We start from the raw sequence: 23,964 nt of genomic DNA, 5'->3' as shown, positions 1-23,964 counted from the left end.
TGCGTGGACCTGAGGGGATTCGAACCCCTGGCCCCCTCGATGCGAACGAGGTGCGCTACCGGACTGCGCCACAGGCCCTTGCAACGAGTGAAACTCTAGCATCCCCGTCCGGGTGCTTGGAAATCCGTTCCTGGCTGGTCAGCCGGGGGCTTCCGGGCAGCCGGGGCGCTCGTGCGCGGTCACACGACTCCCGGTCCCGGTGCGTGGTCACACGGCCCCCGGTGCATGGTCACTCGTTGGCCGCGCGCGGCCGTTCGCCGTCCTCGTACTGGTCGAACAGCGGGGTGCGACCGCGCTCGCGGGCGCGCCGGGCGGACGCGGCGCGCCGGGCGTCACTGCGGCCGTCGTCGACGGTCTCGGCAGGGTCGGCGGGGTCGGCCGGGTCGGCGGCTTCGTGAGCCTCCTCGGCGGCGGGCTCCGCCTCCGGCTCGCTCGGCTCGGCGGCGCTGGAGCGCGCGGAACTCCACGCGTCCGGCGCCCCCAGATCGACGCTGGACGTGGCCCGCGGCGCGACCGGCGCGGTCACGTACGTCGGCAGCGGCACCGGTACCGGGTCCCAGCTGTCACCGCGGCCAGGGCCCCGCTGACGCTCGCGCTGCTGGTCGACCCACTCGGCGTGGTCGGTCTGCTCGACGAGGGCACGGCGGTCGGCCGCGAGCGCGGAAAGACCGGGGTCGGTCTCCGGCTCGGGGCTGTCGTCGGGCTCGTCGGCGCCGGCGTCGAGGGTGGACCGCCGGCGCGGCTGCCGCTCCCGCAGCCGCTGCGCCGCGGCCTCGGCCCGGCGCCGGTCCATGGTGTACGTGAAGCGCCGCCGCTCCTGGGCACGCAGGTACACGATGTACGAGCTCAGCATCACGGCGGGCACGCCGGGCGCCCACAGGAACGCGAGCCCCCCGACGGCCGCCACGATCGTGCCGAGGGTGAAGGCGAGGAAGAGCATCACCGTCGTGCGCCGACGGCGCGCGAGCACCTTCGAGCGCCGGGCGCGCGCCGCGGCCTCCGCCGCGGAAGCCCGCCGCGCGGCCGGAGCCTGCGAGCCCGCCGACTTGGCCGAGCCCGCTCCCGGCATCGAGCCTGACGCCGAGCCCGTCGGCGAGCTCGACGCCGGGCCTGATGCCGACGCCGGGCCCGACGCCGCCGGCGACGGCTTGTGCGCGGGTTTGGCCGACTGCTGCGGCACCGGTCTGCCGGCCGCCGGGGAGCCCTGCGGGGCACTCTGCCAGGCGGCGGGCTGCGGTGCCTGCTGCGGCTCCGGCTGGGCGGGGTGCGGGAGTTGGGCTTTGGTCTGCCGCCGGGCCGGGGGCATGGCGAAGGCCCGGACGTCCACCGAGTCGGTGACGCCGTCCGGATCGGCGCTGGGCTCCCCCTCTTCGGTGGAGCGCGCCCGCAGGTCCCTGGCGTACCGGCGCTCCATACCCGCCCGTCCGGACAGCAGCCGGATGGCGGTGCTGAAGCGTTCCGTCGGACGGGCTTCGTTCAGCTCGTCCTGCCTACGGAGCCACATCGGCACCAAGTAGGCGGCCCAGGCCCCGACGATGACTGCGTAGATGAGGCCGCTGCTGCTCACGCCTCACACGGTAGAGGGGTTTGCGTGAGGCCATCTGCCAATTGGGCCGGTGTGTCGCACGATCCGGCTGATATTTCGAGCTTTTTTTGTGACCGATGCGATCAGCAGGGTGCCGGGAGCGCGAATTTAATGCCCCGAGCCGATCGCACACCGATCAATTTCGAACACACATTTCATTTATGGTCGTGGGCCCACTTACTGCGCACTCGGCTTGCTCCGGTTCTGTGAGCGTGCCCGCTGCCAGCGCCCGAGAAGCCCCTCGGGCACCTCTTCCGCGGTGAGCGCGAAGACGAGATGGTCCCGCCAGGCACCGTCGATGTGGAGATAACGGGGCCGAAGCCCCTCCTCGCGGAATCCGAGTTTCTCCACGACCCGACGGCTCGGCCCGTTCTCCGGGCGAATGCAGACTTCGATGCGGTGCAGTCCGACCGTGCGGAAACAGTGGTCGGTCACCAGCGCCACGGCCGTCGGCATCACCCCGCGCCCCGCCACCCCCTGGTCCACCCAGTAGCCGATGTGCCCGGAGCACATCGATCCCCAGGTGATCCCGGCGACGGTCAGCTGGCCGACGAGACGGCCCTGGTACTCGATCACGAAGGGCAGCATCCGGCCCGCGTTGGCCTCGGCACGCAGATGCCGGACCATCTGGCGGTAGGTCGGCCGGTGCGCTATCGGGCCGCTGGGGGTGGGCGGCGGGATCGTCGCCTCCCACGGCCGCAGCCAGTCCCGGTTGCGCCGGTTCACCTCGCGCCAGGCCCGCTGATCGCGCACCTTTATGGGCCGGAGGACGACATCGCCGTCCACCAGTTCGACGGGCCAGGCTGGGCTGTTCAGCTCACACCCCCACTGCCGCTGGGTCTGGGGTGGTCTCCGCCGCGGAGTTGGTCGACGGCGTGGGCCAGAAGGGGCTCCAGGACGGCCAGGCCGTCCTTCACCCCACCGGTGGAGCCCGGCAGGTTGACGATCAGCGTCCGTCCCGCGACTCCGGCGAGCCCCCGGGACAGCGCCGCCGTGGGCACCTTCTCCCTTCCGAACGCCCTGATGGCCTCCGGAATGCCCGGCACCTCGTGATCGAGCACGCGCCGGGTCGCCTCGGGCGTCCGGTCGGTGGGTGATATCCCCGTACCGCCCGTCGTCACGATCACGTCGTACCCGGCGTCGACGCCCGCGCGCAGCGCCGCCTCGACGGGGTCGCCGTCCGGCACCACCTGGGGGCCTTCGACCTCGAAGCCGTACGACGCCAGCCCCTCGGCGATCAAGGGGCCGCCCTTGTCCTCGTAGACCCCGGCGGCGGCTCTGTTCGACGCGGTGACCACGAGCGCTCGGTACGACGGCGCCGTCATGACCGACTCCAGTCGCCCGACTTCCCGCCCGTCTTCTCTTCCACCCGTACGTCCGTGATGACCGCCCCCTTGTCGACCGCCTTGACCATGTCGATCACGGTGAGGGCCGCCACGCTGACCGCGGTGAGGGCCTCCATCTCGACGCCCGTACGGTCGGTGGTCTTCACGGTGGCGAGGATCTCGACGGCGTCGTCCGCGACCGACAGATCCAGCTTGACACCCGACACCGACAACGGGTGGCACAGCGGGATCAGATCGGGGGTGCGCTTGGCGCCCATGATGCCCGCGATGCGCGCGGTGGCCAGAGCGTCCCCCTTGGGGACCCCCTCGCCGCGCAGCAGCTCGACCACGCGGGGGGACACCAGGACGCGGCCGCTGGCGCGGGCGGTGCGCGCGGTCACGTCCTTCCCGGAGACGTCGACCATACGGGCGGCGCCCGCCTCGTCGATATGGGTCAGTCGATCCTGCGTACTCATGTCTGCGCGGCGCTCCCGGTCGGGCCTGTTGTGCGCGACACGGTACCGCCAACTCGGGGCGTACAGCGGAGCAGGACCCTCCTGGCCTCCGGGCGCTCAGCCGAGCAGGACCACCTCGACCTCGGTGCCGGGCTCGACCGAGGTGACGTCCTCGGGGACGACGATCAGCGCGTCGGCCTGCGCGAGGGCCGCGACCAGGTGGGATCCGGCGCCGCCGACGGGGGTCACCTTGCCGTCGGCGTGTCTCCCCCTCAGGAACTGCCGGCGGCCATCGGGCGAGGTCAGCGCCTTTTCCGTCTCCAGGGTCGCCCGGGTGGTGGGACGGTGGACGTCCTCCAGACCCATCAGGGTGCGGATCGCGGGACGGACGAACAGCTCGAAGGAGACGTACGACGAGACGGGGTTGCCCGGGAGGGCGAGCAGGGGGGTGTGCTCGGGGCCGATGGAGCCGAAGCCCTGGGGCTTGCCGGGCTGCATCGCCAGCTTGCGGAAATCGATGCCGCTGCCCGCCTCGTCCTCGTCGCCCACGGAGGACAGGGCCTCCTTGACGACGTCGTACGCGCCGACGCTCACGCCGCCCGTGGTGACCAGCAGGTCCGCGCGGACGAGCTGGTCCTCGATGGCGGAGCGGAGCGTCTCGGCGTCGTCGGAGACCGCGCCCACGCGGTAGGCGATGGCCCCGGCGTCGCGGGCGGCGGCGCACAGGGCGAAGCTGTTGGAGTCGTAGATCTGGCCGGTGCCCAAGGGCTCGTCGGGCTGGACGAGTTCACTGCCGGTGGACAGGACGACCACGCGCGGGCGCGGACGCACGCGTACGGTGCCGCGGCCGATCGCGGCGAGCAGGCCGATCTGCGGCGGGCCGAGGATGGTGCCGGCGTCGAGGGCGCGGTCGCCGGCCTTCACATCGCTGCCCTTCGCGCGTACATGCGCGCGTGCCTCGGCCGGGCGGTGGACGTGCACCTGGCCGGAGGCGCCCTCGGGGGCGGCGCTGTGGGCACGCATCCCCGAGACCAGGCCCTCACCCAGGCCGCCGTCGGTCCACTCCACCGGGACGACGGCCTCGGCGCCGGGCGGCAGCGGGGCGCCGGTCATGATCCGGGCTGCCTGGCCGGGGCCCACGTGGGGCTGCTCGGCCTGGCCCGCCGCGACATCGCCGACAACCGTCAGGGCCGCCGGGTACTCCTCGCTCGCGCCCGCGACATCGGCGACCCGGACCGCGTACCCGTCCATCGAGCTGTTGTCGAACGGCGGCAGGGAGACCGGCACCGTGACGTCCTCGACCAGGACGCAGCCCTGGGCGTCGAGGAGTTGCAGCTCGATGGGTTCGAGGGGGCGGACGGTCGCGAGGATGTCCTCCAGGTGCTCGGTCACCGACCACAGATGGTCCTGGCCGGTGACGCGGGTCGCGGCGCTGCTCAAATTGCTACATCTCCTCGGCTACGTAACTGCGAAGCCAGGTCCGGAAGTCCGGGCCCAGGTCTTCACGTTCGCACGCGAGTCTGACAATGGCACGCAGATAGTCGCCGCGGTCGCCGGTGTCGTAGCGGCGGCCCTTGAAGACGACGCCGTGCACGGGGCCGCCGACCTTCTCGTCCTGGGCGAGCTGCTGGAGGGCGTCGGTGAGCTGGATCTCGCCGCCGCGGCCCGGCTCGGTCTCGCGCAGGATGCCGAAGATGTGCGGGTCGAGGACGTAGCGCCCGATGATCGCGTAGTTGCTGGGCGCGTCCACCGGGTCCGGCTTCTCGACCAGACCCGTCACCCGCACCAGGTCGCCCTCGTCGGTGGTCTCCACCGCCGCGCACCCGTAGAGGTGGATCTGCTCGGGCTCCACCTCCATCAGCGCGATGACGCTGCCGCCGTGCCGCTCCTGGACCTCGACCATGCGGGCGAGCAGGGGGTCGCGCGGGTCGATCAGGTCGTCACCCAGGAGCACCGCGAAGGGCTCGTGGCCGACGTGCGGAGCCGCGCAGAGCACGGCGTGGCCGAGGCCCTTGGGGTCGCCCTGTCGCACGTAGTGCATGGTGGCGAGGTCACTGGACTCCTGGACCTTGGCGAGGCGGTCGGCGTCGCCCTTCTTCTGGAGGGCCGACTCCAGCTCATAATTGCGGTCGAAGTGGTCCTCGAGGGGGCGCTTGTTGCGGCCCGTGATCATCAGGACGTCGTCGAGACCCGCCGACGCGGCCTCTTCGACCACGTACTGGATCGCCGGCTTGTCGACGACCGGCAGCATCTCCTTGGGAGTGGCTTTGGTGGCCGGCAGGAACCGGGTGCCGAGGCCTGCTGCGGGGATGACAGCCTTGCTGATCCTGGGGTGCGACTCAGTCATGGCCGTAACCATAACCGGTGGCTATGAGGGGAATCTGTTGCTCCACCTTAATTAACTCTCATATGAGCGCATAAGGAACGGTACGGGAGCGATCAGTGAGCCACGTGGGACGTGAAGCAGAGCCTGACAAGCAAATGTTGCGCCGAGGATTCCTTGCGGTGAGAAACAGGTTGACACCCCATGACCTGCGGGAAACAGCCGCGGCCCTGGCCGTGCGCGCCTTGGAGCTGCCGGAGCTGGCGCAGGCGCGCACGGTGGCGGCGTACGTCTCGGTGGGGAGCGAGCCGGGCACTCTCGCACTCCTGGACGCGCTCCGCGCGCGCGGGGTGCGGGTGCTGCTGCCGGTTCTCATGGCGGACAACGACCTGGACTGGGGCGCGTACGCCGGAGAGGACTCCCTCGCGCGCGTCCAACACGGCGGGAAGATGGCCCTCTTGGAGCCCGCCGGCGAGCGGCTCGGCCCCGGGGCCGTCCAGGAGGCCGACGCCGTCCTGCTGCCCGGCCTGGCGGTGGACCGGCGCGGGATGCGCCTGGGGCGCGGCGGCGGCTCGTACGACCGCGTGCTGGCCCGCCTGGAACGCGCGGGGGCCGATCCGGCGCTCGTGGTGCTCCTGTACGACGCGGAGGTCGTCGAGCAGGTCCCGGCACAGCCGCACGACCGTCCGGTGCACGCGGTGGTGACACCTTCGGGGCTGCGCCGCTTCCGCTGACACCCGGGCCCGGCCGACGGACCCGGGTGCGGGAAAGGGCCCTCCACGCGTGCGTGGAGGGCCCTTTCCCGCTGTCGTCGTCAGTGGCTCACGGCTTCAGCGTCAGCGTGTCGCTCGTGCTCTTGTCGACCGCCTTGCCCGAGAAGGACCAGGACAGCAGCTCGCCCTTGGCCCACTTGTCCGTCTGGTCGGTGTAGTGGGCGCTGTAGGCGTGCCCGGAGGCGCCGGAGAGGTTGATCCACTTGGACTTGTCGAAGTCGTCGAGGTTGACCACCATCCGCATGGACGGCACCCAGACCACGCTGTAGCCGCCCGCGGCGTTCCAGCCGGTCGCGTTGACCGTCGCCTCGCCGCCGCTGAGCTTCCAGGGGCCGCGGTTGAGCATGTACTGCAGGGCGCCGGGGCCTTCGGTGCCCAGCGTCTGGTTCTTCAGGAACAGGCGGTGCAGCCGGCCCCAGCTCCAGGTGTCCATGTCCTTGCCGAGCTTGGCGGTCAGCTCCCAGCGGGCGTCCTTCATGGCCCGCCCGAACAGCTCGTCCCGGGTGTTGGTTGCCGTGTCCAGGCGCGTCTTGGGCGCCTTCCACCAGTCGTTGTCCTGGTCGTCGATGATCTTGCGGATCACCTCGAACCAGCGGTCGCCGCCGTCCGGCTGCGCCTGGTCCGCGTCACGCTGACCGCACTCCAGCACCTTCTGGTCCTGGTCCGCGGGACCGGTGGTGTTCACCGGGTCGACGTACAGGCACTGGCCCTTGACCCGCAGCTCCTTGGGCAGCTTGTTGCCGAAGGCGAGCTTGAGGATGTTGCGCCAGACCGAGTTGAAGTACGCGGCCGCCGCGGAGTCGGCGTCCTGGGTGTAGTCCCAGCCTTCGAGGAGCTTCTGCGCCTCGCGGACGTGCTTGTCGGCGATGTCGAGCTTGAGCAGCTTGGGCACGATCAGCTTGGCGATCTCGCTGCTGTTGTCGAGCTGCATCTGGCGCATGTCGTCGGTCGAGATCTTGCCGCCGCCCTTGATCTTCGACTCGATGAGATCGGCGATCCGCTGGCTGCGCGTGCCGTAGCCCCAGTCCGTGGTGAGCGTGTAGGGGTACTTGTCCTTGTCGACGACCGCCTGGTTGGCGGTGACGATGTAGCCGCGCTTCGGGTCGTACTCGAAGGGCAGCTCTTTCTGCTTGATGTAGCCGGTCCACTTGTACTTGGAGTCCCAGCCGGGCGCCGGGAGCGAACCGTCGTCGCCGCTGGCGCGGGTCGGGATCCTGCCCGGCAGCTGGTAGCCGATGTGGCCCTCGGTGTCGGCGTAGATCAGGTTCTGCGAGGGCACGTCGAAGGACGCGGACGCCTTGCGGAACTCGGACCAGTTCGACGCCTTGTCCAGCTGGAAGACGGCGTCCATGGAGTTGCCCGGGTCCAGGGCGGTCCAGCGCAGCGCCATGGCGTAGCCGTCGCCCCGGTCGGGCGCCGCGGCGTCGACGGTGGCCTTCTTGCCGACCTTGACCAGTTCGTCGTCGCGGTCGGAGAGCAGCGGGCCGCTGATGGTCTCCCGGACGACGATCGTCTTGCTCGTACCGCCCGCGACCTTGATCGTTTCCTTGCGGGTGGTGAAGGGCAGCACCTTGCCGTCGTACTGGTAGCCCTCGCCGGTGATCTTCTCCAGGTAGAGGTCGGTGACGTCGGCCCCGGAGTTGGTCATGCCCCAGGCGATGTCCTGGTTGTGGCCGATTATCACGCCGGGCATGCCCGCGAAGGTGTAGCCGGAGACGTCGTACTGGCACTTGCTGGAGACGGCGGTGCAGTGCAGGCCCATCTGGTACCAGACCGAGGGCAGCGAGGGCGACAGGTGCGGATCGTTGGCCAGCAGCGGCTTGCCGGTGATGGTGTGGGAGCCCGCGACGACCCACGAATTGGAGCCGATGCCGTTGCCGTTCACGCCGACGGCGGTGGGCACGTCGTCGAGGACGTCGTAGAGCTTGGAGAGCTGGCTCTGCAGACCGTCGGGAGCGGCGGCGTCGCCCGCCAGCCCGGTGCCCGTCGTGGACTGCGTGGCGTCCGACGTCGTGCCGCTGCCCTGGACGTACGACTCCGTGACGCTGTCGTACTCGCCCTCCTGGGTGATCGCCTTGTTCCGGCTGTAGGGATAGTCCGGGTACAGGTCGGCGATCTGCTTCGGGCCGAGGCGGCTGGTCATCAGGGACCGGTCGATCTCGTCCTGCATGTTGCCGCGCAGGTCCCAGGCCATCGCCTTCAGCCACGCGATCGAGTCGACCGGGGTCCACTCCTGGGGCTTGTAGTCGTTGGTGAAACCAAGGGCCGCGTACTCCAGGGAGATGTCCTTGCCGTCCTTGCCCTTCAGGTAGGCATTGACTCCCTTGGCGTACGCCTGCAGGTACTTCTTCGTGGAGGCCGACAGCTTCTTGTCGTACTCCTCCTCGGCGACCCGGCCCCAGCCCAGTGTGCGCAGGAATTCGTCGTTCTCGACCTGGCTCTTGCCGAACATCTCGGACAGCCGGCCCGAGGTCATGTGACGGCGCACGTCCATCTCGTAGAACCGGTCCTGCGCCTGGACGTAGCCCTGCGCCATGAAGAGGTCCTCGTCGGAGGAGGCGTAGATCTGCGGGATCCCGTAGCCGTCGCGCTTGACGTCGACAGTCCCCGACAGCCCGTCGAGGGTCAGGGAGCCCGTCGTCTGCGGGAAGGAGGCTCGGACCGTGCTCACGCCCCAGTACCCGCCGAAGGCCACGCCTCCGATGACGGCCAGAACCAGGACGATCAGGACCAGTCGGGCTCTGCGCCCCTTCTTCCTGCCGGACTTGCCCGGCTTCTGGCCGGAAGAGGCGGTGGTGTTCGGGGGCATCGCTGTCCTTGCTGTCCTAACGCGAGCGGCAGGCGGTCCTGGAGTGCTGGAGCAACCATAGGCGCAGGGCCCGACGCGCCTTGACGCGGAGTCGGGTACCGAGACGGACGAGCGTTCGATCTCAGCCCCGGGAGTGTCAAGAAAGCGTCAAGAGTTAGATAAGGTAACGAAGTACTTGGACTCATGTACCGACTTCGGGTGTTCGGATCGACGTGCTCGGATCGACGCGTCCGCATCGAATCGGCGTGTTCACACCGACGCGTTCGGATCGAATCGACGGGTTCACATCGACACGTTCGAATCCAGTGCCCGGATTGGCCAGAAGGGAACAGCCGCTGACTGTCCACCACCTCAACCAGCTCCTGCTCGTCTGCTCGCTCGTTCTGCTCGTCGCGGTGGCGGCGGTTCGTATCTCTTCGCGCAGCGGGCTCCCCAGCCTGCTCGTCTACCTCGGCATCGGCATCGCCATGGGCCAGGACGGGGTCGGCAATGTCCACTTCAACAACGCCGAGCTGACCCAGGTCATCGGGTACGCGGCCCTGGTCGTGATCCTGGCCGAGGGCGGCCTCGGCACGAAGTGGAAGGAGATCAAGCCCGCCCTTCCCGCCGCCACCTCACTGGCACTGGTCGGCATCGCGGTGAGCGTGGGGGTGACGGCCGCGGGCGCCCACTACCTGATCGGCCTGGAATGGCGGCAGGCGCTCATCATCGGTGCGGTGGTGTCCTCGACGGACGCGGCGGCGGTCTTCTCCGTCCTGCGCAAACTGCCCCTCCCCGCGCGCGTGACGGGCGTCCTGGAGGCCGAGTCGGGCTTCAACGACGCCCCGGTGGTCATCCTCGTCGTGGCGTTCTGCAAGCCGGGCCCCGTGGAGCACTGGTACGTGCTGCTGGGCGAGATAACCCTGGAGCTGGCCATCGGCGCGGCCGTCGGCCTCGCGGTGGGCTGGCTCGGCTCCTGGGGGCTGCGGCACGTGGCGCTGCCCGCCTCCGGCCTCTACCCGATCGCCGTGATGGCCATCGCGGTCACGGCCTACGCCGCCGGAGCGCTCGCGCACGGCAGCGGCTTCCTCGCCGTGTACCTCGCGTCGATGATGCTCGGCAACGCCAAACTGCCGCACTGGCCCGCCACCCGCGGCTTCGCCGAAGGACTCGGCTGGATCGCCCAGATCGGCATGTTCGTCCTGCTCGGCCTGCTGGTCACGCCGCACGAGATGGGCGACGACATCGTGCCGGCCCTCGTCATCGGCCTGGTGCTCACCATGGTCGCGCGGCCACTGAGCGTCCTGGTCGGCCTGCTGCCCTTCCGCGTGCCGTGGCAGGAGCAGACGCTGATGTCCTGGGCGGGCCTGCGCGGCGCCGTGCCCATCATCCTGGCGACCATCCCGATGGTGAGCGGCATCGGGGAGAGCCGCCGGATCTTCAACATCGTCTTCGTGCTGGTCGTCGTCTACACCCTCATCCAGGGCCCCACACTGCCCTGGCTGGCCCGGAAGCTGCGGCTGGGCGAATCCGAAGGGCCCGCCGACCTGGGGATCGAGTCGGCACCCCTGGAGCGGCTGCGCGGCCACCTGCTGTCCGTCGCGATCCCGAAGGGCTCGCGCATGCACGGCGTCGAGGTGGCCGAACTGCGGCTGCCCGCGGGCGCCGCCGTCACGCTCGTCGTACGCGACGGGACGTCCTTCGTACCGCTGCCCACGACCGTCCTGCGGCGCGGCGACGAGTTGCTCGTGGTGGCCACCGACCCGGTCCGGGACGCGGCCGAACGGCGGCTGCGCGCCGTGGGCCACGGGGGCAAGCTGGCGGGCTGGCTGGGGACGGCGGGGAGTGACCATTAGCGGGTGTGTCGTACCTTAGGTCGAAGTGCCACTCCTCGGGATGGAGTGATGCGCTTTCGTGTATAGGAGCCGAGCATCAGCGGTAAGTTCGACTTGTCCGACAGCACGCCTGTTGGACCTACCGCCGGACGGGCGGAAAGTAACGCTTGTGGAGACCCACGTAAGACCAGTCCCCCTCGGGGGAGGGCAAGGGCCTGTGAAGCAGGAACCCGCGGTGGCATCGCCAAACGGTGCGGACCAGAATCGCCTGCCGAGCAGGTGAGGGCGTCAACAGGCGGCAGAAAGGCCAGGGCCGCCGCATCCACGGTCCCTCCCGACCAACAGGGTGACCGCCCAGGGTACAGGCACCTGCTGCGCACCCCGGGCGCCTGGCATTTCCTGCTCCCCGGCTTCGCGGCACGTCAGCCGTTCGCGATGCTGACCATCTCCCTCGTGCTCCTCGTCCAGCACACCACCGGCTCGTACGGGACCGCCGGCGCCGTCGCCGCCGTCACCGGTGTCTCCATGGCACTGTTCGCGCCCTTCACCGGCCGTCTCGCCGACCGCCACGGGCAGCGGGCCGTCCTGCTGCCCGGCGTCCTGGTGCATGCCCTGTCCGGCCTCTCCTTGACGGCGCTCGCGCTGACGGGCGCCCCCTTGTGGGCCCTTTTCGCCGCCGCCGTGCCGACCGGGGCCTCGGTGCCGCAGGTCGGGCCCATGGTGCGCGCCCGCTGGGGTGTGAAACTGCAGGACTCGCCCCTGATGACCACCGCGGCGGCCTTCGAGTCCGTCACGGACGAGCTGACCTTCGTGTTCGGTCCGCTGCTCGCCACGGCGCTGTGCACCGCCGTGCACCCGGCCGCGGGCCTGCTGACCGAGGCCGGGCTGACCCTGATCGGCGGTCTCCTCTTCGCCGCGCAGAGGAGCACCCAGCCCGCCGTCGCTCCCGCCGGCCACGCGCGCGAGGCGCACACTTCCGCGCTGCGGGTCCCCGGAGTGCGCGTGCTGATCGCGACCTTCCTGGGCATCGGCTCCGTCTTCGGCGGCATGCAGGTCTCGCTCGCCGCGTTCAGCGAGTCCATCGGCGAGCCCGGTCTGAACGGCGTCCTGTACGGCGTCTTCGCCGCCGGCAACATGCTCTCCGGCATCGTCTGCGGCGCCATCGCCTGGAAGGTGGCCCCGCAGCGGCGGCTCGTCGTCGGGTACGTCGCCCTGGCGCTCGCCGCGTCCGGGCTGTGGGCCGCCCACTCCGTGGTCGTGCTCGCCGGGATCGGCCTCCTGGTCGGCATGTGCATCGCTCCGGCCCTGATCACCGGCTACACCCTGGTCGAGGGTCTGGTCCCGGCGGGCGCCCGCACCGAGGCCTTCACCTGGCTGACCGGCGCCGTCGCGCTCGGCCAGGCGGCGGCCGTCACGGTCGCCGGACAGCTGGAGGACCGCCTCTGGGACGGCGCCGGATTCCTGGTCCCGGCGGCCGGTACGGCACTGGCTCTGGCGACCCTGCTGACCCTGCGCTCACACCTGGCCACACGGGCCGCCGGGCGGACCGTCGCACGTGGCGTCGGTCACCGAGCGCCGGTGACAGTGGACTGATCTCGCGGAATACGTCAGTATGGACCGTCGTTAGCACTCATTGAGTGAGAGTGCCAGGAGGAAGACAAGTGCCGACCTACCAGTACCAGTGCACCGAGTGTGGCGAGGGCCTCGAGGCGGTGCAGAAGTTCACCGACGATGCCCTGACCGAGTGCCCCAACTGCGGTGGCCGCCTGAAGAAGGTGTTCTCGGCCGTCGGCATTGTCTTCAAGGGCTCCGGCTTCTACCGCAATGACAGCCGCAGCTCCTCGTCGACCAGCTCGCCGGCGTCGTCCAAGCCCTCGGCTTCTTCGACACCGTCGTCCTCGTCGTCGTCTTCGTCTTCTTCGTCGACGACCTCGTCGTCCTCGTCGGACTCGAAGTCGTCGGGCAGCGGCTCGTCGAGCAGCAGCTCGGCCGCGTAGAGCCCCAGCAGCTCCACAACCGCTCAGGACCTTCTCGCGGGGACCCTGCCGTCGTACGACGGCAGGGCCTCCGGCGTTTCCGGAGCGGCCGAGGTCCCCGCTACTGTGCTCGTCATGGCGAACGCAGAGATCGGTGTCATCGGCGGCTCGGGCTTCTACTCCTTCCTCGACGACGTGACCGAGATACAGGTCGACACGCCCTACGGGCCGCCCAGCGACTCCCTCTTCCTCGGCGAGATCGCCGGGCGCAGGGTCGCCTTCCTCCCCCGCCACGGCCGCGGTCACCATCTGCCGCCACACCGCATCAACTACCGGGCGAACCTCTGGGCGCTGCGTTCCGTCGGCGCCCGCCAGATCCTCGGGCCCTGCGCGGTGGGCGGTCTGCGACCCGAGTACGGGCCGGGAACGCTGCTCGTGCCGGACCAGATGGTCGACCGGACGAAGGCCCGGCCGCAGACGTTCTTCGACGGGCTGCCGCTGCCGGACGGCACGGTGCCCAACGTGGTGCATGTGTCGCTGGCCGACCCCTACTGCCCCGTCGGCCGCAAGGCCGCCCTCGAAGCGGCGCGCGGGCGGGACTGGGAGCCGGTGGACGGCGGCACGCTCGTGGTGGTCGAGGGGCCGCGGTTCTCCACCCGCGCCGAGTCGCTGTGGCACCAGGCACAGGGCTGGTCCGTGGTGGGCATGACCGGCCACCCCGAGGCCGCGGTCGCCCGTGAACTGGAGCTCTGCTACACCTCGTTGACCCTGGTCACCGACCTCGACGCGGGCGCGGAGACCGGCGAGGGCGTCTCGCACGACGATGTGCTGAAGGTGTTCGCGGCGAACGTGGACCGGCTGCGGGGTGTGCTGTTCGACGCGGTGGCCGCGCTGCCGGAGAACGGGACGCGGGACTGTCTGTGCACCACGGCGCTGGGCGGGATGGATCCGGGGTTCGAGCTGCCGTGACGGCCGCCGCGACGAGACGCACCTTGGGGAACTTGCGGCACTTGCAGCACTTGCAGCACTTGCGGAACTTCTCGTTCGGGTGAGGGAGTTGTCCACAACTCGTCGGTAGTCCACGGGCTCCAGCGGGATCCGCCACGAGACCGCATCGTGGGATCGCAAGCCGATCTCTCGTCGCAGGTGGTGGTCCCCATGGCTCAGCTGTCCCCTCTCACCGATCTCGTACGTCCGCCCGGCGTGGATGCTCCCGCGACCCGCGAGGTGCCGCAGTTCGCTCCCGTGCGGGTGCGCGGCGGGCGGTATCGGCCACGCGCCCTCGCCCGGCACAGGCGGCGGGCGGTGGCCGCGGGGCTCGCGGTCACAGCGGCGGCCCTCGTCGCGGCGGGTCCTGGTGACATGGGACGGACACGCGGGCATCCAACGGCCGCGCCCCCGCCCCGATCCACATCCACGTCCACGTCCACGTCCACGTCCAAGTCCTCCCCCTCATCCACCTCTTCCACTTCCCCTTCCTCTTCCTCGCCCGCCTCCGCCTCCGTACGTGGGCGACGCGCGGTCGAGATGGTGGCGGCGCCGGTGCGGATCGCCGACGCGGGTGCGGTACGGCTGCTCAGGCCGGGCGACCGGGTCGATGTGGTCGCGGCGGACGGCGGGAGCGCGGGGCGCGTGGTCGCGACCGGGGCGCGGGTGACCGCGGTGCCGGACTTCGCCGCCGACGAGACCGGGGCGCTGATCGTGCTCTCCGTGCCCCGGCCCACGGCGGCGCGGCTGGCCGGCGCGGGTACGACGGCACGGCTGGCCGTGACGCTGTGCTGAGCGCCGCGCCGCGTATCGAATCGGTGTCAAGTCCTTCGGCAGAGCTACCCGATGGGACTGGCCCGGCGCGCCCTGCCGTAGGTTGCGGAGCTGTTTGTTCCACAACTTGTGCAGAGGGGCCTCTTGGTGAGCGAGAAGAAGCAATCCGGCGTCTTGGAAGGCTTCAAGGCCTTTCTGATGCGGGGCAATGTCATCGATCTGGCCGTCGCGGTGGTCATCGGCGCGGCCTTCACCAACATCGTCAACTCGGTGGTGAAGGGCATCATCAACCCGCTGGTCGGTGCGATCGGCACGCAGAACCTCGACAGCTACAGCTCCTGCATAAAGGGCCCCTGCACCGGCAGCGGGGACACCGCGACGGGCGTCCGGATCCTGTGGGGCTCGGTGCTGGGCGCCACGCTCAGCTTCGTGATCACCGCGGCCGTCGTGTACTTCCTGATGGTCCTGCCGATGTCGAAGTACCTCGCGCGCCAGGCGGCCCGCCAGAAGGCGAAGGAGGGCGCGCAGGAGGTCATCGAGGTGTCCGAGCTGGAGGTGCTCAAGGAGATCCGCGACGCCCTGGTGGCCCAGCGCGGGCCGAACCACAGCCAGAACTAGCGCCAGACACCGAGGCCCACCCCGAAAACCCCGGGACCCGTCTCCACAGGCTCGGGGCCGCCCCCCAAGCCCCGGTATCCAGCCCCGAAGGCCCGGAGTCGGGGCCCCGAAGGCCCGGGCAGCGACTCCAGAAGTCCGCGTCCGGAAGCCTGCCCCGGGGGCCCGGGGGTCGGCTCTGGAATCTCGGGGGCGTACGCAGGGAGGCCGAGGGGCGCCTCAGGAAGCCCGGGGGCCTGCGCTGGACGCCTGGGGGGCGGCTCCGGGAGCCCGGGGGCGCGCACTGGACGCCGGAGGACCGGATCAGGCATTGCCGGAGAGCCTTCGGCCACGCTGGGCGGGCCTCCGCGCCCTTGGGGCCGGCCTCCGCGCCCTCGGTTGCCGCCTCCGCGGCCTCGGAGCCGGAAGCCGCAGCCTGGGCACCCGCGTTCGTGGGCCGGCGACCGTGGGCCGCGTGCCAACGCCCGTGGGCCCGGGAGCTGCGGCCGCGGACCGCAGGCCGACGTTCATGAACCCGGGACCCACGCCCGCCCCAGGACCACAGGCCAACACTCATGGCCCCGGGACCAGCAGCCCTGGACCGCAGGCCAACGCTCGTGGACACGACGCGGGCGTACAGCCGGCCGGGTGCTCGGCTCAGAGGTGGTGGGGCGGCTTCTCGTCGAGGAAGCGCTTCAGGTCCGCCGCGCTGTCGTCGCCGCCGGACTGCTCGCCCCAGCCTCGGTCCGTGTCGTCCGAGGACTGCTGGCTCAGCGGGTCGTCGAAGACCAGCGCGGACTTCGGACCGCGAGTTTTCGGGGCATCGCGCGGCTCGGGCGCATCACGCGGCTCGGGGGCGGGGACGGGGGCGGTACTCATGCGTTCAGGGTACGACGCGAGCGTGGTGGCCCACCCCGACCCGGCCACCGGCACGACGGGAGGCGCAGCCACCGCTGCAGCCGGAGACACAGCCACCGGTACGGCCGGAGGCACGATCCGAGGCACAGCCACCGGTACGGCCGGGGTTCGCGGAGCTAAGCCCGGGCGACAGGAGCTCTTTTCTGCTGTGCTTGGCCGCATGACGTCCAGTGCCGCTTCCGAACCCGCACCGACGCCCAGGACCGCCCGGCTCGGGCCCCTGCGCAGAATGACCGCCCGGAGGCGGGAGGAGGCGCACCGGGTCGCGTCGCCACTGGAGCTCTTCTTCGACCTGTGCTTCGTCGTGGCCATCGCCCAGGCCGGTTCGCAGCTGGTGCACGCCATGGCCGAGGGACACGCGGGCGAGGGCATCCTCAACTACGCGATGCTCTTCTTCGCCATCTGGTGGGCCTGGATGAACTTCACCTGGTTCGCCTCGGCGTACGACAACGACGACGCGCTCTACCGGCTCGTGACCCTGGTGCAGATCGCCGGAGTCCTGGTGTTCGCCGCCGGGGTGTCTCAGGCGTTCGAGAGCCATGTGTACCTGGCCATCTGGCTCGGCTACGTGATCATGCGGTTCGCGTTGATCGCGCAATGGCTGCGAGTGGCGCGCGGCACCGAGGGCGGCGAGAGAACCATGGCGCTGCGGTACGCGGGTGGCGTGCTGCTGTGCCAGATCGGCTGGCTGGGGCTGCTGGTCCTGCCGAAGCCCGACCGCGCCTGGGTGTTCCTGGTGATGGCGATCGCCGAGATGTGCGTCCCGATCTACGCGGAGAAGGACTTCGTCACGTCCTGGCATCCGCACCACATCGCCGAGCGGTTCGGCCTGTTCACGATCATCGTGCTGGGCGAGGCGATCGCCGCGTCCACGGCCGCGGTGAAATCGGCGCTGGACGAGCATGACGCGCTGGGTGAACTGCTGCCGATCGCCGCCGGCGGACTGCTGATCGTCTTCGCGGCCTGGTGGATCTATTTCGTGGTGCCCATCCACGGGCACCTGCGGTCCAACAGACAGTCGTTCCTGTGGGGCTACGGCCACTATGTGATCTTCACGTCAGCGGCGGCGATCGGCGCGGGGCTGGAGGTCGCGGTCGAGCAGGCGGTCGGCAAGGCGCACATCTCGACCCTCACCGCGTCCGCCGCGGTGACGCTGCCGACGGCGTTGTACTTCCTCACGGTGTGGCTGCTGCACGCCCGCCACTTCAGGGTGGGCGTCACGGAGCAACTCATCCTGCCGACAGCCGCGTTGCTGGTGATTCTGTGCACCTTCCTGGGCGACTGGGCGGTGCTCGCGGCGGGCATCGTGGCGGCGCTGACGGTGGTGGTCGGGGTGATCCTGACATCTCGGACGGTCAAGCGGGAGAGAGCGGGGGCCGCGGGGCGGGAAACACTGGAGGCATGACAGTTGACGCTCTGACGGATGTCGCGGGGCTGCGCGTGGGACACGCGACGCGTACCGGCGACGGTTGGCTCACCGGCACCACGGTCGTACTCGCTCCCCCGGGCGGCGCCGTCGCGGCCGTGGACGTGCGCGGCGGCGGGCCCGGCACCAAGGAGACCGACGCGCTCGACCCGCGCAACCTGGTGCAGAAGGTGGAGGCGATCGTGCTGACCGGGGGCAGCGCCTACGGGCTGGACTCGGCGTCCGGGGTGATGGCCTGGCTGGAGGAGCGCGGCCGCGGGGTGCGGGTGGGCGGCGATCCGGCGCACGTCGTGCCGGTCGTGCCGGCCGCCTGTGTCTTCGACCTGGGCCGCGGTGGCGACTTCCGGGCGAGGCCGGACGCGGCCACGGGCCGGGCCGCGGTGGAGGCGGCCGACGCGAGCGAGCCGGGCGCCCGGGTGCCGGAGGGCTGCGTGGGCGCCGGGACGGGGGCGACGATCGGGTCGATCAAGGGTGGGATCGGAACGGCCGGCGTCGTGCTCGACTCGGGGATCACGGTGGCCGCGCTGGTGGTGGCCAACGCGGCGGGTTCGGCGGTGGATCCGGAAACGGGGGTGTTGTACGGGGAGTTGCTGGGAGGCGGGCGTACGGCGTATCCGGCGCCCGAGGTGCACGAGGCGGCGCGGCGGCGGCTCGCCGAGGCCGCCGCGAAGAACGCGCCGCCGCCGCTGAACACCACGCTCGCCGTCGTCGCCACCGACGCCGACCTCACGCGGGCACAGGCCCACAAGCTCGCGGGCACCGCGCACGACGGCATCGCGCGCGCCGTACGGCCGGTGCATCTGCTGAACGACGGCGACACGGTCTTCACCCTGGCCACGGGCGCCCGGCCGCTCGCCGTGGACAACCCCCTCGCGCTCAACGAGATCCTCGCGGCGGGCGCGGACCTGGTGACCCGGGCGATCGTCCGCGCGGTGCGGGCGGCGGAGTCGGTGGACGGGCCGGGCGGGCTGTGGCCCTCGTACGGGGAGCTGTACGGGAGGGCTTAGCCGGTGGTCGCGGGGTGCGCTCGCTTCTGGCATGCGGCGGCGTGATCCGTGGCCCTGTGCGCATGCTGCTTCCGCGTGCCATGAGAAGACCGAGCTGATCGAGGTCGTCCGGATCACCGCCGTGCCGGGGTAACGCAGTGGGGAGGACCTGGTCGGGGAGGGCGTCGCCCTGTGGGAAGCGGAGCGGGCCCGGCGGGCCCTGGCGTTGATCGGCGAACTGCCGGGCAGTGAGCTGGGTCGCTGTTTCGTCCCGGGGTGGGTCATCGGCGCCCACAGTGACTCCCCGCCGCTGATGACCTGCTCCGCCGATTCCGTGACTCCAAGGCTCCAAGACTCCAAGTCGGCCCGTCGGCATGGGGGTTCGGTGTGCGGGCACCCAGGGATTGTCCTGGTTCTGTCACCGCACGGTGATAGGTGGGGACAGAGGGAACCCTTCACGTCGCCGCTCGCTCTTTCTCCACGCACTGGAGCGGATCACGCACATCACTAGAAACTGGAGCAGCCCGTGGCAACGCCGAACAGGACAGCGCGGCGCGCACTGGGGGCCTGTGCCGCCCTGATGGTCGGCGCCCTCACCCTCACCGCCTGCGGTGGTGACGCCAACGCCAAGACCAACACCGACGCCAACGGCGGCAAGAACGGCGGCAGCTCGGCCAAGACGTCCACGGCGAAGATCGCCATCTCGGCCAAGGACGGTTCGACGAGCGCGTCCATCAACGCGACCGGCGTGAAGGTCAGCGACGGCAAGCTGACCGACGTGAAGATGACCGTGGCGGGGAGCGGGACGGCGGTGCCGGGGGCGATCGCGGCGGACGGCGGCAGCTGGAAGCCGCAGGCGCAGCTGGAGCGCGGAACGAAGTACCAGATCTCCGCCACCGCGAAGGACGCGAGCGGACGGACGGCCGCCGCGAACTCCATTTTCACCACGGTCTCTTCGAGCAACAGCTTCATCGGGACGTACACGCCCGACAACGGCACCACGGTCGGGGTCGGAATGCCGGTGTCGTTCAACTTCGACAAGGTGATCAGCGACCAGAAGGCCGTGCAGTCGCACATCACGGTCACCTCCAGCAGCGGGCAGCAGGTGGTCGGGCACTGGTTCGGGGCGCAGCGGCTCGACTTCCGGCCCGAGACGTACTGGAAGGCCGGTTCCAAGGTCACGATGAAGATCGATCTGGATGGCGTCCAGGGCGCGAACGGTGTCTACGGGGTGCAGAAGAAGACGGTCACCTTCACCATCGGCCGCTCCCAGGTCTCCACGGTCGACGTCAACACGCAGACCATGACGGTGCTGCGCGACGGCAAGACCTTCAAGACGGTGCCGATCTCGGCGGGCAGCCCGGAGCACACCACGTACAACGGGCAGATGGTGATCTCCGAGAAGTTCGTGCAGACGCGGATGAACGGCTCGACGGTCGGCTACGGCGGCGAGTACGACATCCCGGACGTACCGCACGCGATGCGGCTGACGTCCTCGGGGACGTTCATCCACGGAAACTACTGGTACAACCGCGGGAACCCGCCGTTCGGACAGCAGGGCACCAGCCACGGATGCGTCGGTCTGGCCGATGTGCAGGGCGCGCAGGGGGACACGACCGCCAAGTGGTTCTACGACAACTCCCTGGTCGGAGACGTCGTGATAGTCAAGAACTCGCCGGACAAGACCGTCTCTCCGGACAATGGACTGAACGGCTGGAACATGTCCTGGAGTGCGTGGACCTCGGGAAGTACCGTCTGACGGGAGCCGTTGACGTCTTGGCGGGCCGCGCGGGAACCTCCCGCGCGGCCCTCTCGTTTTCTGTCCGTACGTTTTCTCGGTTCACAGGAATGATGTCGCACCGAGGGGCTACGGTATGCACCCACAAGGTGACATGCAGCAACGCCGGGAGAAACCTTGAGCGTTCCGTACGAGACAGCAGCGTACGAACCACCCGAGTCGCCCGAGTCTCCGGAGGAGCACCTCGCGCGGCTCCTCGGCCGTGCCCTGAACTCCTTCGAGCTGCCCGACGAGGCCATACGGCGACTCGACTGCGCGCTGGCGCACGACAGTTCGCTGCACTCCGCGCATCACAGCGCGGGGCTGCACCGCGAGACCTACCGGCACACCTGGCTGCTCGCGGACGGTTCGGCGGTCACGCTGTGGGAGCTCGTGCACAACACGGCGCCCGGCAGCGAGTCGCAGCACGAGGTGTACGTCGACGAGGAGGAGCTGCGCGCCGCCACCGCCCGGCTGCCGCTGCCGCCGGACGCACCGGACTTCGAACTGCCCGTGCTGGTCCATCTGTCGCCGGTCCTCGAACCCCGCCACGCCTATCTGTCCGACGACTCGGCGGATCACGTACGGCGGCTGCTGCGGCGCGCGGAGAACGCGGACCGGCCGGGGACCGACATCACGACGGTGCTGCTGCGGACGGCGTTCGCGCACCAGATCACCCAGGCCTTCGGGCGCCCCTGCCGGGCGGGCCAGGCCGGGCTGTGCTTCTCGCTCTACGAGCACGCGTTCCTGCTCAGCGACGGCCAGGAGATCTCCCTGTGGGAGGTCGAGCACACGGCGACGCCGGACGGACGGCACATGTGCGAGGTCTATCCGACGGAGGCCGCGGCGCGGGCCGCGATGGAACGGCGGGCGGCCCGCCTCGGCTAGCGCGTCAGAGGCGCGCGTCAGGGGCGACTGTTGGTGAACTGGCGGGCCAGGCTGGCGAATGCGGCGTGTTCCTCGGGGGTGAGTTCGACGGACTCCTCGGCGGGGCCGGACCGCCGCTGGTGGGGCACGGCCAGCAGCGCACGGCGGTGATCCCGTGCGGCGGCATCGAGGCGGACCTGGGTCAACAGCCGTACGAGGCCGAAGATCCAGACAAGGGTCGCGAGGGCGAGAACGGTCACGCCTATCAGCTGGGGGATCGAGACATGCTCAGGCATACCCTCCAGTAGACACTACGGCCCGGGACCTTGGTCCCGGGCCGTGAGGTATCTCGCAGATGCCCTCAAAGGGCGCGAAGTTGGCTATTCGGTTGGTGATTCGGTTGGTGATTCAGTTGGCTACGGCCGGTTCCAGTTGGCTGCGGCCGGCTTCGGTTGGCTGCGGCCGCCTTCGGTTGGCCGTTCAGGCCGCGACCGGCTCCTTGGAGTCGACGTTCGTCGATATCGGCGCGTCGGCGACGCCCGTACCGGTGCCCTCGGGAGCCTGCTTGCGCATGCCCTTCAGGACGACCACCAGGGCGGTGCTGACGCAGACGCCGGCCGCGATGGCGACGAGGTAGAGGAACGGGTTGCCGATCAGCGGGACCACGAAGATACCGCCGTGCGGAGCCCGCAGCGTGGCGCCGAAGGCCATCGACAGGGAGCCGGTGATCGCGCCGCCCACCATGGCGGACGGAATGACGCGCAGCGGGTCGGCCGCCGCGAACGGGATCGCGCCCTCCGAGATGAAGGAGGCGCCCAGCACCCAGGCGGCCTTGCCGTTCTCGCGCTCGGTCGGGGTGAAGAGCTTGCCGCGCACGGTCGTCGCCAGGGCCATGGCCAGCGGCGGAACCATACCGGCCGCCATCACGGCCGCCATGATCTTCATCGCCGAGTCGCTGGGGCTCGCGACCGCGATACCGGCGGTGGCGAAGGTGTAGGCGACCTTGTTGACCGGGCCGCCGAGGTCGAAGCACATCATCAGACCGAGGAGGGCGCCGAGCAGGACGGCGTTGGTGCCCGTGAGTCCGTTGAGCCAGTCGGTCATGCCCTTCTGGGCGGAGGCGATGGGTTTGCCGATGACCACGAACATCAGGAAGCCGACGATCGCCGCGGAGATCAGCGGGATCACCACCACCGGCATGATGCCGCGCAACGCCGCCGGGATCTTCACCTTCTGGATCCCGATCACCACACCACCGGCGATGAGACCGGCGGCCAGACCGCCGAGGAAGCCCGCGTTGATGGTGAGGGAGATCGCGCCGCCGACGAAGCCGGGCACGAGACCTGGCCGGTCGGCCATGCCGTAGGCGATGTAGCCGGCCAGCACCGGGACGAGGAAGCCGAAGGAGACGACGCCGATCTGGAAGAACAGCGCGCCCCAGCTGTCCGCCTGGGTCCACAGGAAGTGGTCCATGACCGACGGCGCCTTGTTGATCTTGTAGCCGCCGATCGCGAAGCCGAGGGCGATCAGCAGACCGCCCGCCGCGACGAACGGCACCATGTAACTCACGCCGCTCATCAGCCACTTGCGGAGCTTGGTGCCGTAGCCCTCACCGGACTCACCGCCGCGCTCGACGGGCGTGGCGGGGGCCGAGCCGGAGGTGACCTCGCCACGCGCGGCCCTCTCCCGCACATCGGCGATCAGTTCGGTGGGCTTGTTGATGCCCGCCTTCACACCCACGTCCACGGTGGGCTTGCCGGCGAACCGGTCCTTGTCCCGTACGGGCACGTCGTGCGCGAAGATCACACCGTCCGCGGCCGCGATGACCGCCGGGTCGAGCCGGGTGAAACCGGCCGAGCCCTGTGTCTCGACGACCAGCTCGACGCCTGCCGCACGGCCCGCGTTCTCCAGCGACTCGGCCGCCATGTAGGTGTGCGCGATGCCGGTGGGGCAGGAGGTGACGGCGACGATACGGAACGGCCGCTCACCGGTGGTGGTGCCCGTGGCGGTGTCGGCGGAGGCCGCCGCCGACACCGCCACGGAGTCCTGGGAGCCGTCAGCGGACTCGGTGCCCTCGGAGGCGTTCGCGGCCGCGGCCGCCGGGGACTCGTCCCCGCGGATGAGCGCGGCCGCGGCCGCCGCGTCGTCCACGGCCCGCAGCGCGGACGTGAACTCGGCGTTCATGAGCTGGCGGGCCAGCGACGACAGGATCGTGAGATGCGCGTCGTCGGCGCCCGCCGGGGCGGCGATCAGGAAGATCAGGTCGGCGGGTCCGTCCGGCGCGCCGAAGTCGATCCCGGCCGCGCTGCGCCCGAAGCCGAGCGTCGGCTCGGTGACATGTTCGCTGCGGCAGTGCGGGATACCGATCCCGCCGTCGAGGCCGGTGGGCATCTGGGCCTCGCGGGCGGCCACGTCGGCGAGGAAGCCGTCGAGGTCGGTCACCCGGCCCAGGGTCACCATGCGCTCGGCGAGGGCGCGTGCCGCGGCCTCTTTGGTCTCGGCGGACAGGTCGAGATCGACCAGGTCCGCGGTGATCATCTCGCTCATCGCGGGCTCCTTCGCACGCGTATCGCCC

General features: G+C 70.4%; 21 protein-coding genes and 1 tRNA gene. 11 read left to right on the top strand and 11 right to left on the bottom strand.

Annotation, left to right across the window (positions count from 1 at the left end):
- Positions 1-4 precede the first annotated feature (4 nt).
- From RV986_RS30890 to galU, 7 genes are all read right to left on the bottom strand, one after another.
- Positions 5-78, bottom strand: a tRNA-Ala gene (locus RV986_RS30890).
- A 151-nt stretch (positions 79-229) separates the two neighbouring features.
- A complete protein-coding gene (gene sepX, locus RV986_RS30885; RefSeq protein WP_475920519.1) occupies positions 230-1,567 on the bottom strand; it encodes a divisome protein SepX/GlpR in 1,338 nt (445 codons plus the stop codon).
- 195 nt (positions 1,568-1,762) lie between these two features.
- Positions 1,763-2,371, bottom strand: coding sequence for a GNAT family N-acetyltransferase (locus RV986_RS30880; protein WP_475920518.1), 609 nt, complete (start codon positions 2,369-2,371; stop codon positions 1,763-1,765).
- Positions 2,372-2,397: 26 nt separating this feature from the next.
- Complete coding sequence (locus RV986_RS30875; RefSeq protein WP_475920517.1) at positions 2,398-2,910, bottom strand: MogA/MoaB family molybdenum cofactor biosynthesis protein; 513 nt, start codon at positions 2,908-2,910, stop codon at positions 2,398-2,400.
- Positions 2,907-3,386, bottom strand: coding sequence for a cyclic pyranopterin monophosphate synthase MoaC (moaC, locus tag RV986_RS30870; protein WP_475920516.1), 480 nt, complete (start codon positions 3,384-3,386; stop codon positions 2,907-2,909). Before moaC ends, RV986_RS30875 begins: the two co-directional genes overlap by 4 nt.
- Positions 3,387-3,482: 96 nt before the next feature.
- Positions 3,483-4,805: a molybdotransferase-like divisome protein Glp gene (glp, locus tag RV986_RS30865; RefSeq protein WP_475920515.1), complete on the bottom strand. Its 1,323-nt coding sequence runs from the start codon at positions 4,803-4,805 to the stop codon at positions 3,483-3,485.
- Positions 4,806-4,809: 4 nt separating this feature from the next.
- Positions 4,810-5,712 (bottom strand): UTP--glucose-1-phosphate uridylyltransferase GalU, encoded by a 903-nt coding sequence (gene galU, locus RV986_RS30860; protein ID WP_475920514.1) that lies wholly within the window; start codon positions 5,710-5,712, stop codon positions 4,810-4,812.
- A gap of 134 nt (positions 5,713-5,846) precedes the next feature.
- On the opposite strand from galU, the gene RV986_RS30855 reads away from it, so the two are divergent.
- Positions 5,847-6,422 (top strand): 5-formyltetrahydrofolate cyclo-ligase, encoded by a 576-nt coding sequence (locus RV986_RS30855; protein ID WP_475920513.1) that lies wholly within the window; start codon positions 5,847-5,849, stop codon positions 6,420-6,422.
- Between the two features lie 88 nt (positions 6,423-6,510).
- Here RV986_RS30855 and RV986_RS30850 read toward each other — a convergent pair whose 3' ends face one another.
- Positions 6,511-9,270, bottom strand: a complete 2,760-nt coding sequence (locus RV986_RS30850) for a penicillin acylase family protein (protein WP_475920512.1) — start codon at positions 9,268-9,270, stop codon at positions 6,511-6,513.
- Positions 9,271-9,575: 305 nt separating this feature from the next.
- Between RV986_RS30850 and RV986_RS30845 the strand changes: the two genes are divergently transcribed.
- The 6 genes from RV986_RS30845 (at position 9,576) to mscL (ending at position 15,439) form a co-directional block, all read left to right on the top strand.
- A complete protein-coding gene (locus tag RV986_RS30845) occupies positions 9,576-11,105 on the top strand; it encodes a potassium/proton antiporter (protein WP_475920511.1) in 1,530 nt (509 codons plus the stop codon).
- Positions 11,106-11,453: 348 nt separating this feature from the next.
- Positions 11,454-12,677 carry an MFS transporter gene (locus tag RV986_RS30840; protein WP_475924494.1) on the top strand — a complete coding sequence of 408 codons (1,224 nt, stop codon included), beginning with the start codon at positions 11,454-11,456 and terminating at the stop codon, positions 12,675-12,677.
- Between the two features lie 68 nt (positions 12,678-12,745).
- Entirely contained in the window at positions 12,746-13,081 is a 336-nt protein-coding gene (locus RV986_RS30835; RefSeq protein WP_475920510.1) for an FmdB family zinc ribbon protein, read from the top strand.
- A 114-nt stretch (positions 13,082-13,195) separates the two neighbouring features.
- Positions 13,196-14,029, top strand: coding sequence for an S-methyl-5'-thioadenosine phosphorylase (locus RV986_RS30830; protein ID WP_475920509.1), 834 nt, complete (start codon positions 13,196-13,198; stop codon positions 14,027-14,029).
- A gap of 189 nt (positions 14,030-14,218) precedes the next feature.
- Positions 14,219-14,842, top strand: coding sequence for a hypothetical protein (locus tag RV986_RS30825; RefSeq protein ID WP_475920508.1), 624 nt, complete (start codon positions 14,219-14,221; stop codon positions 14,840-14,842).
- Positions 14,843-14,968: 126 nt separating this feature from the next.
- Entirely contained in the window at positions 14,969-15,439 is a 471-nt protein-coding gene (mscL, locus tag RV986_RS30820) for a large conductance mechanosensitive channel protein MscL (RefSeq protein WP_475920507.1), read from the top strand.
- Positions 15,440-16,072: 633 nt separating this feature from the next.
- Here mscL and RV986_RS30815 read toward each other — a convergent pair.
- The gene (locus RV986_RS30815; protein ID WP_475920506.1) at positions 16,073-16,294 is read right to left on the bottom strand and encodes a hypothetical protein; all 222 of its coding nucleotides are present in this window, start codon (positions 16,292-16,294) and stop codon (positions 16,073-16,075) included.
- A 199-nt stretch (positions 16,295-16,493) separates the two neighbouring features.
- Between RV986_RS30815 and RV986_RS30810 the strand changes: the two genes are divergently transcribed.
- From RV986_RS30810 to RV986_RS30795, 4 genes are all read left to right on the top strand, one after another.
- Positions 16,494-17,738 (top strand): low temperature requirement protein A, encoded by a 1,245-nt coding sequence (locus tag RV986_RS30810; RefSeq protein WP_475920505.1) that lies wholly within the window; start codon positions 16,494-16,496, stop codon positions 17,736-17,738.
- Positions 17,735-18,766 (top strand): P1 family peptidase, encoded by a 1,032-nt coding sequence (locus tag RV986_RS30805; RefSeq protein WP_475920504.1) that lies wholly within the window; start codon positions 17,735-17,737, stop codon positions 18,764-18,766. Before RV986_RS30810 ends, RV986_RS30805 begins: the two co-directional genes overlap by 4 nt.
- Positions 18,767-19,325: 559 nt before the next feature.
- Positions 19,326-20,504: a L,D-transpeptidase gene (locus tag RV986_RS30800; RefSeq protein WP_475924493.1), complete on the top strand. Its 1,179-nt coding sequence runs from the start codon at positions 19,326-19,328 to the stop codon at positions 20,502-20,504.
- 156 nt (positions 20,505-20,660) lie between these two features.
- A complete protein-coding gene (locus RV986_RS30795) occupies positions 20,661-21,410 on the top strand; it encodes a DUF6227 family protein (RefSeq protein WP_475920503.1) in 750 nt (249 codons plus the stop codon).
- Between the two features lie 17 nt (positions 21,411-21,427).
- Here the strand turns inward: RV986_RS30795 and RV986_RS30790 are convergent, their stop codons facing one another.
- Complete coding sequence (locus RV986_RS30790; protein ID WP_475920502.1) at positions 21,428-21,685, bottom strand: hypothetical protein; 258 nt, start codon at positions 21,683-21,685, stop codon at positions 21,428-21,430.
- 184 nt (positions 21,686-21,869) lie between these two features.
- Positions 21,870-23,936 (bottom strand): PTS fructose transporter subunit IIABC, encoded by a 2,067-nt coding sequence (locus RV986_RS30785; protein ID WP_475920501.1) that lies wholly within the window; start codon positions 23,934-23,936, stop codon positions 21,870-21,872.
- Positions 23,937-23,964 lie beyond the last annotated feature (28 nt).

The organism is Streptomyces sp. RLA012 (assembly GCF_056270325.1).
Note: the sequence above shows the minus strand (reverse complement) of the source record. Positions and strands in the feature narration are given on the sequence as shown.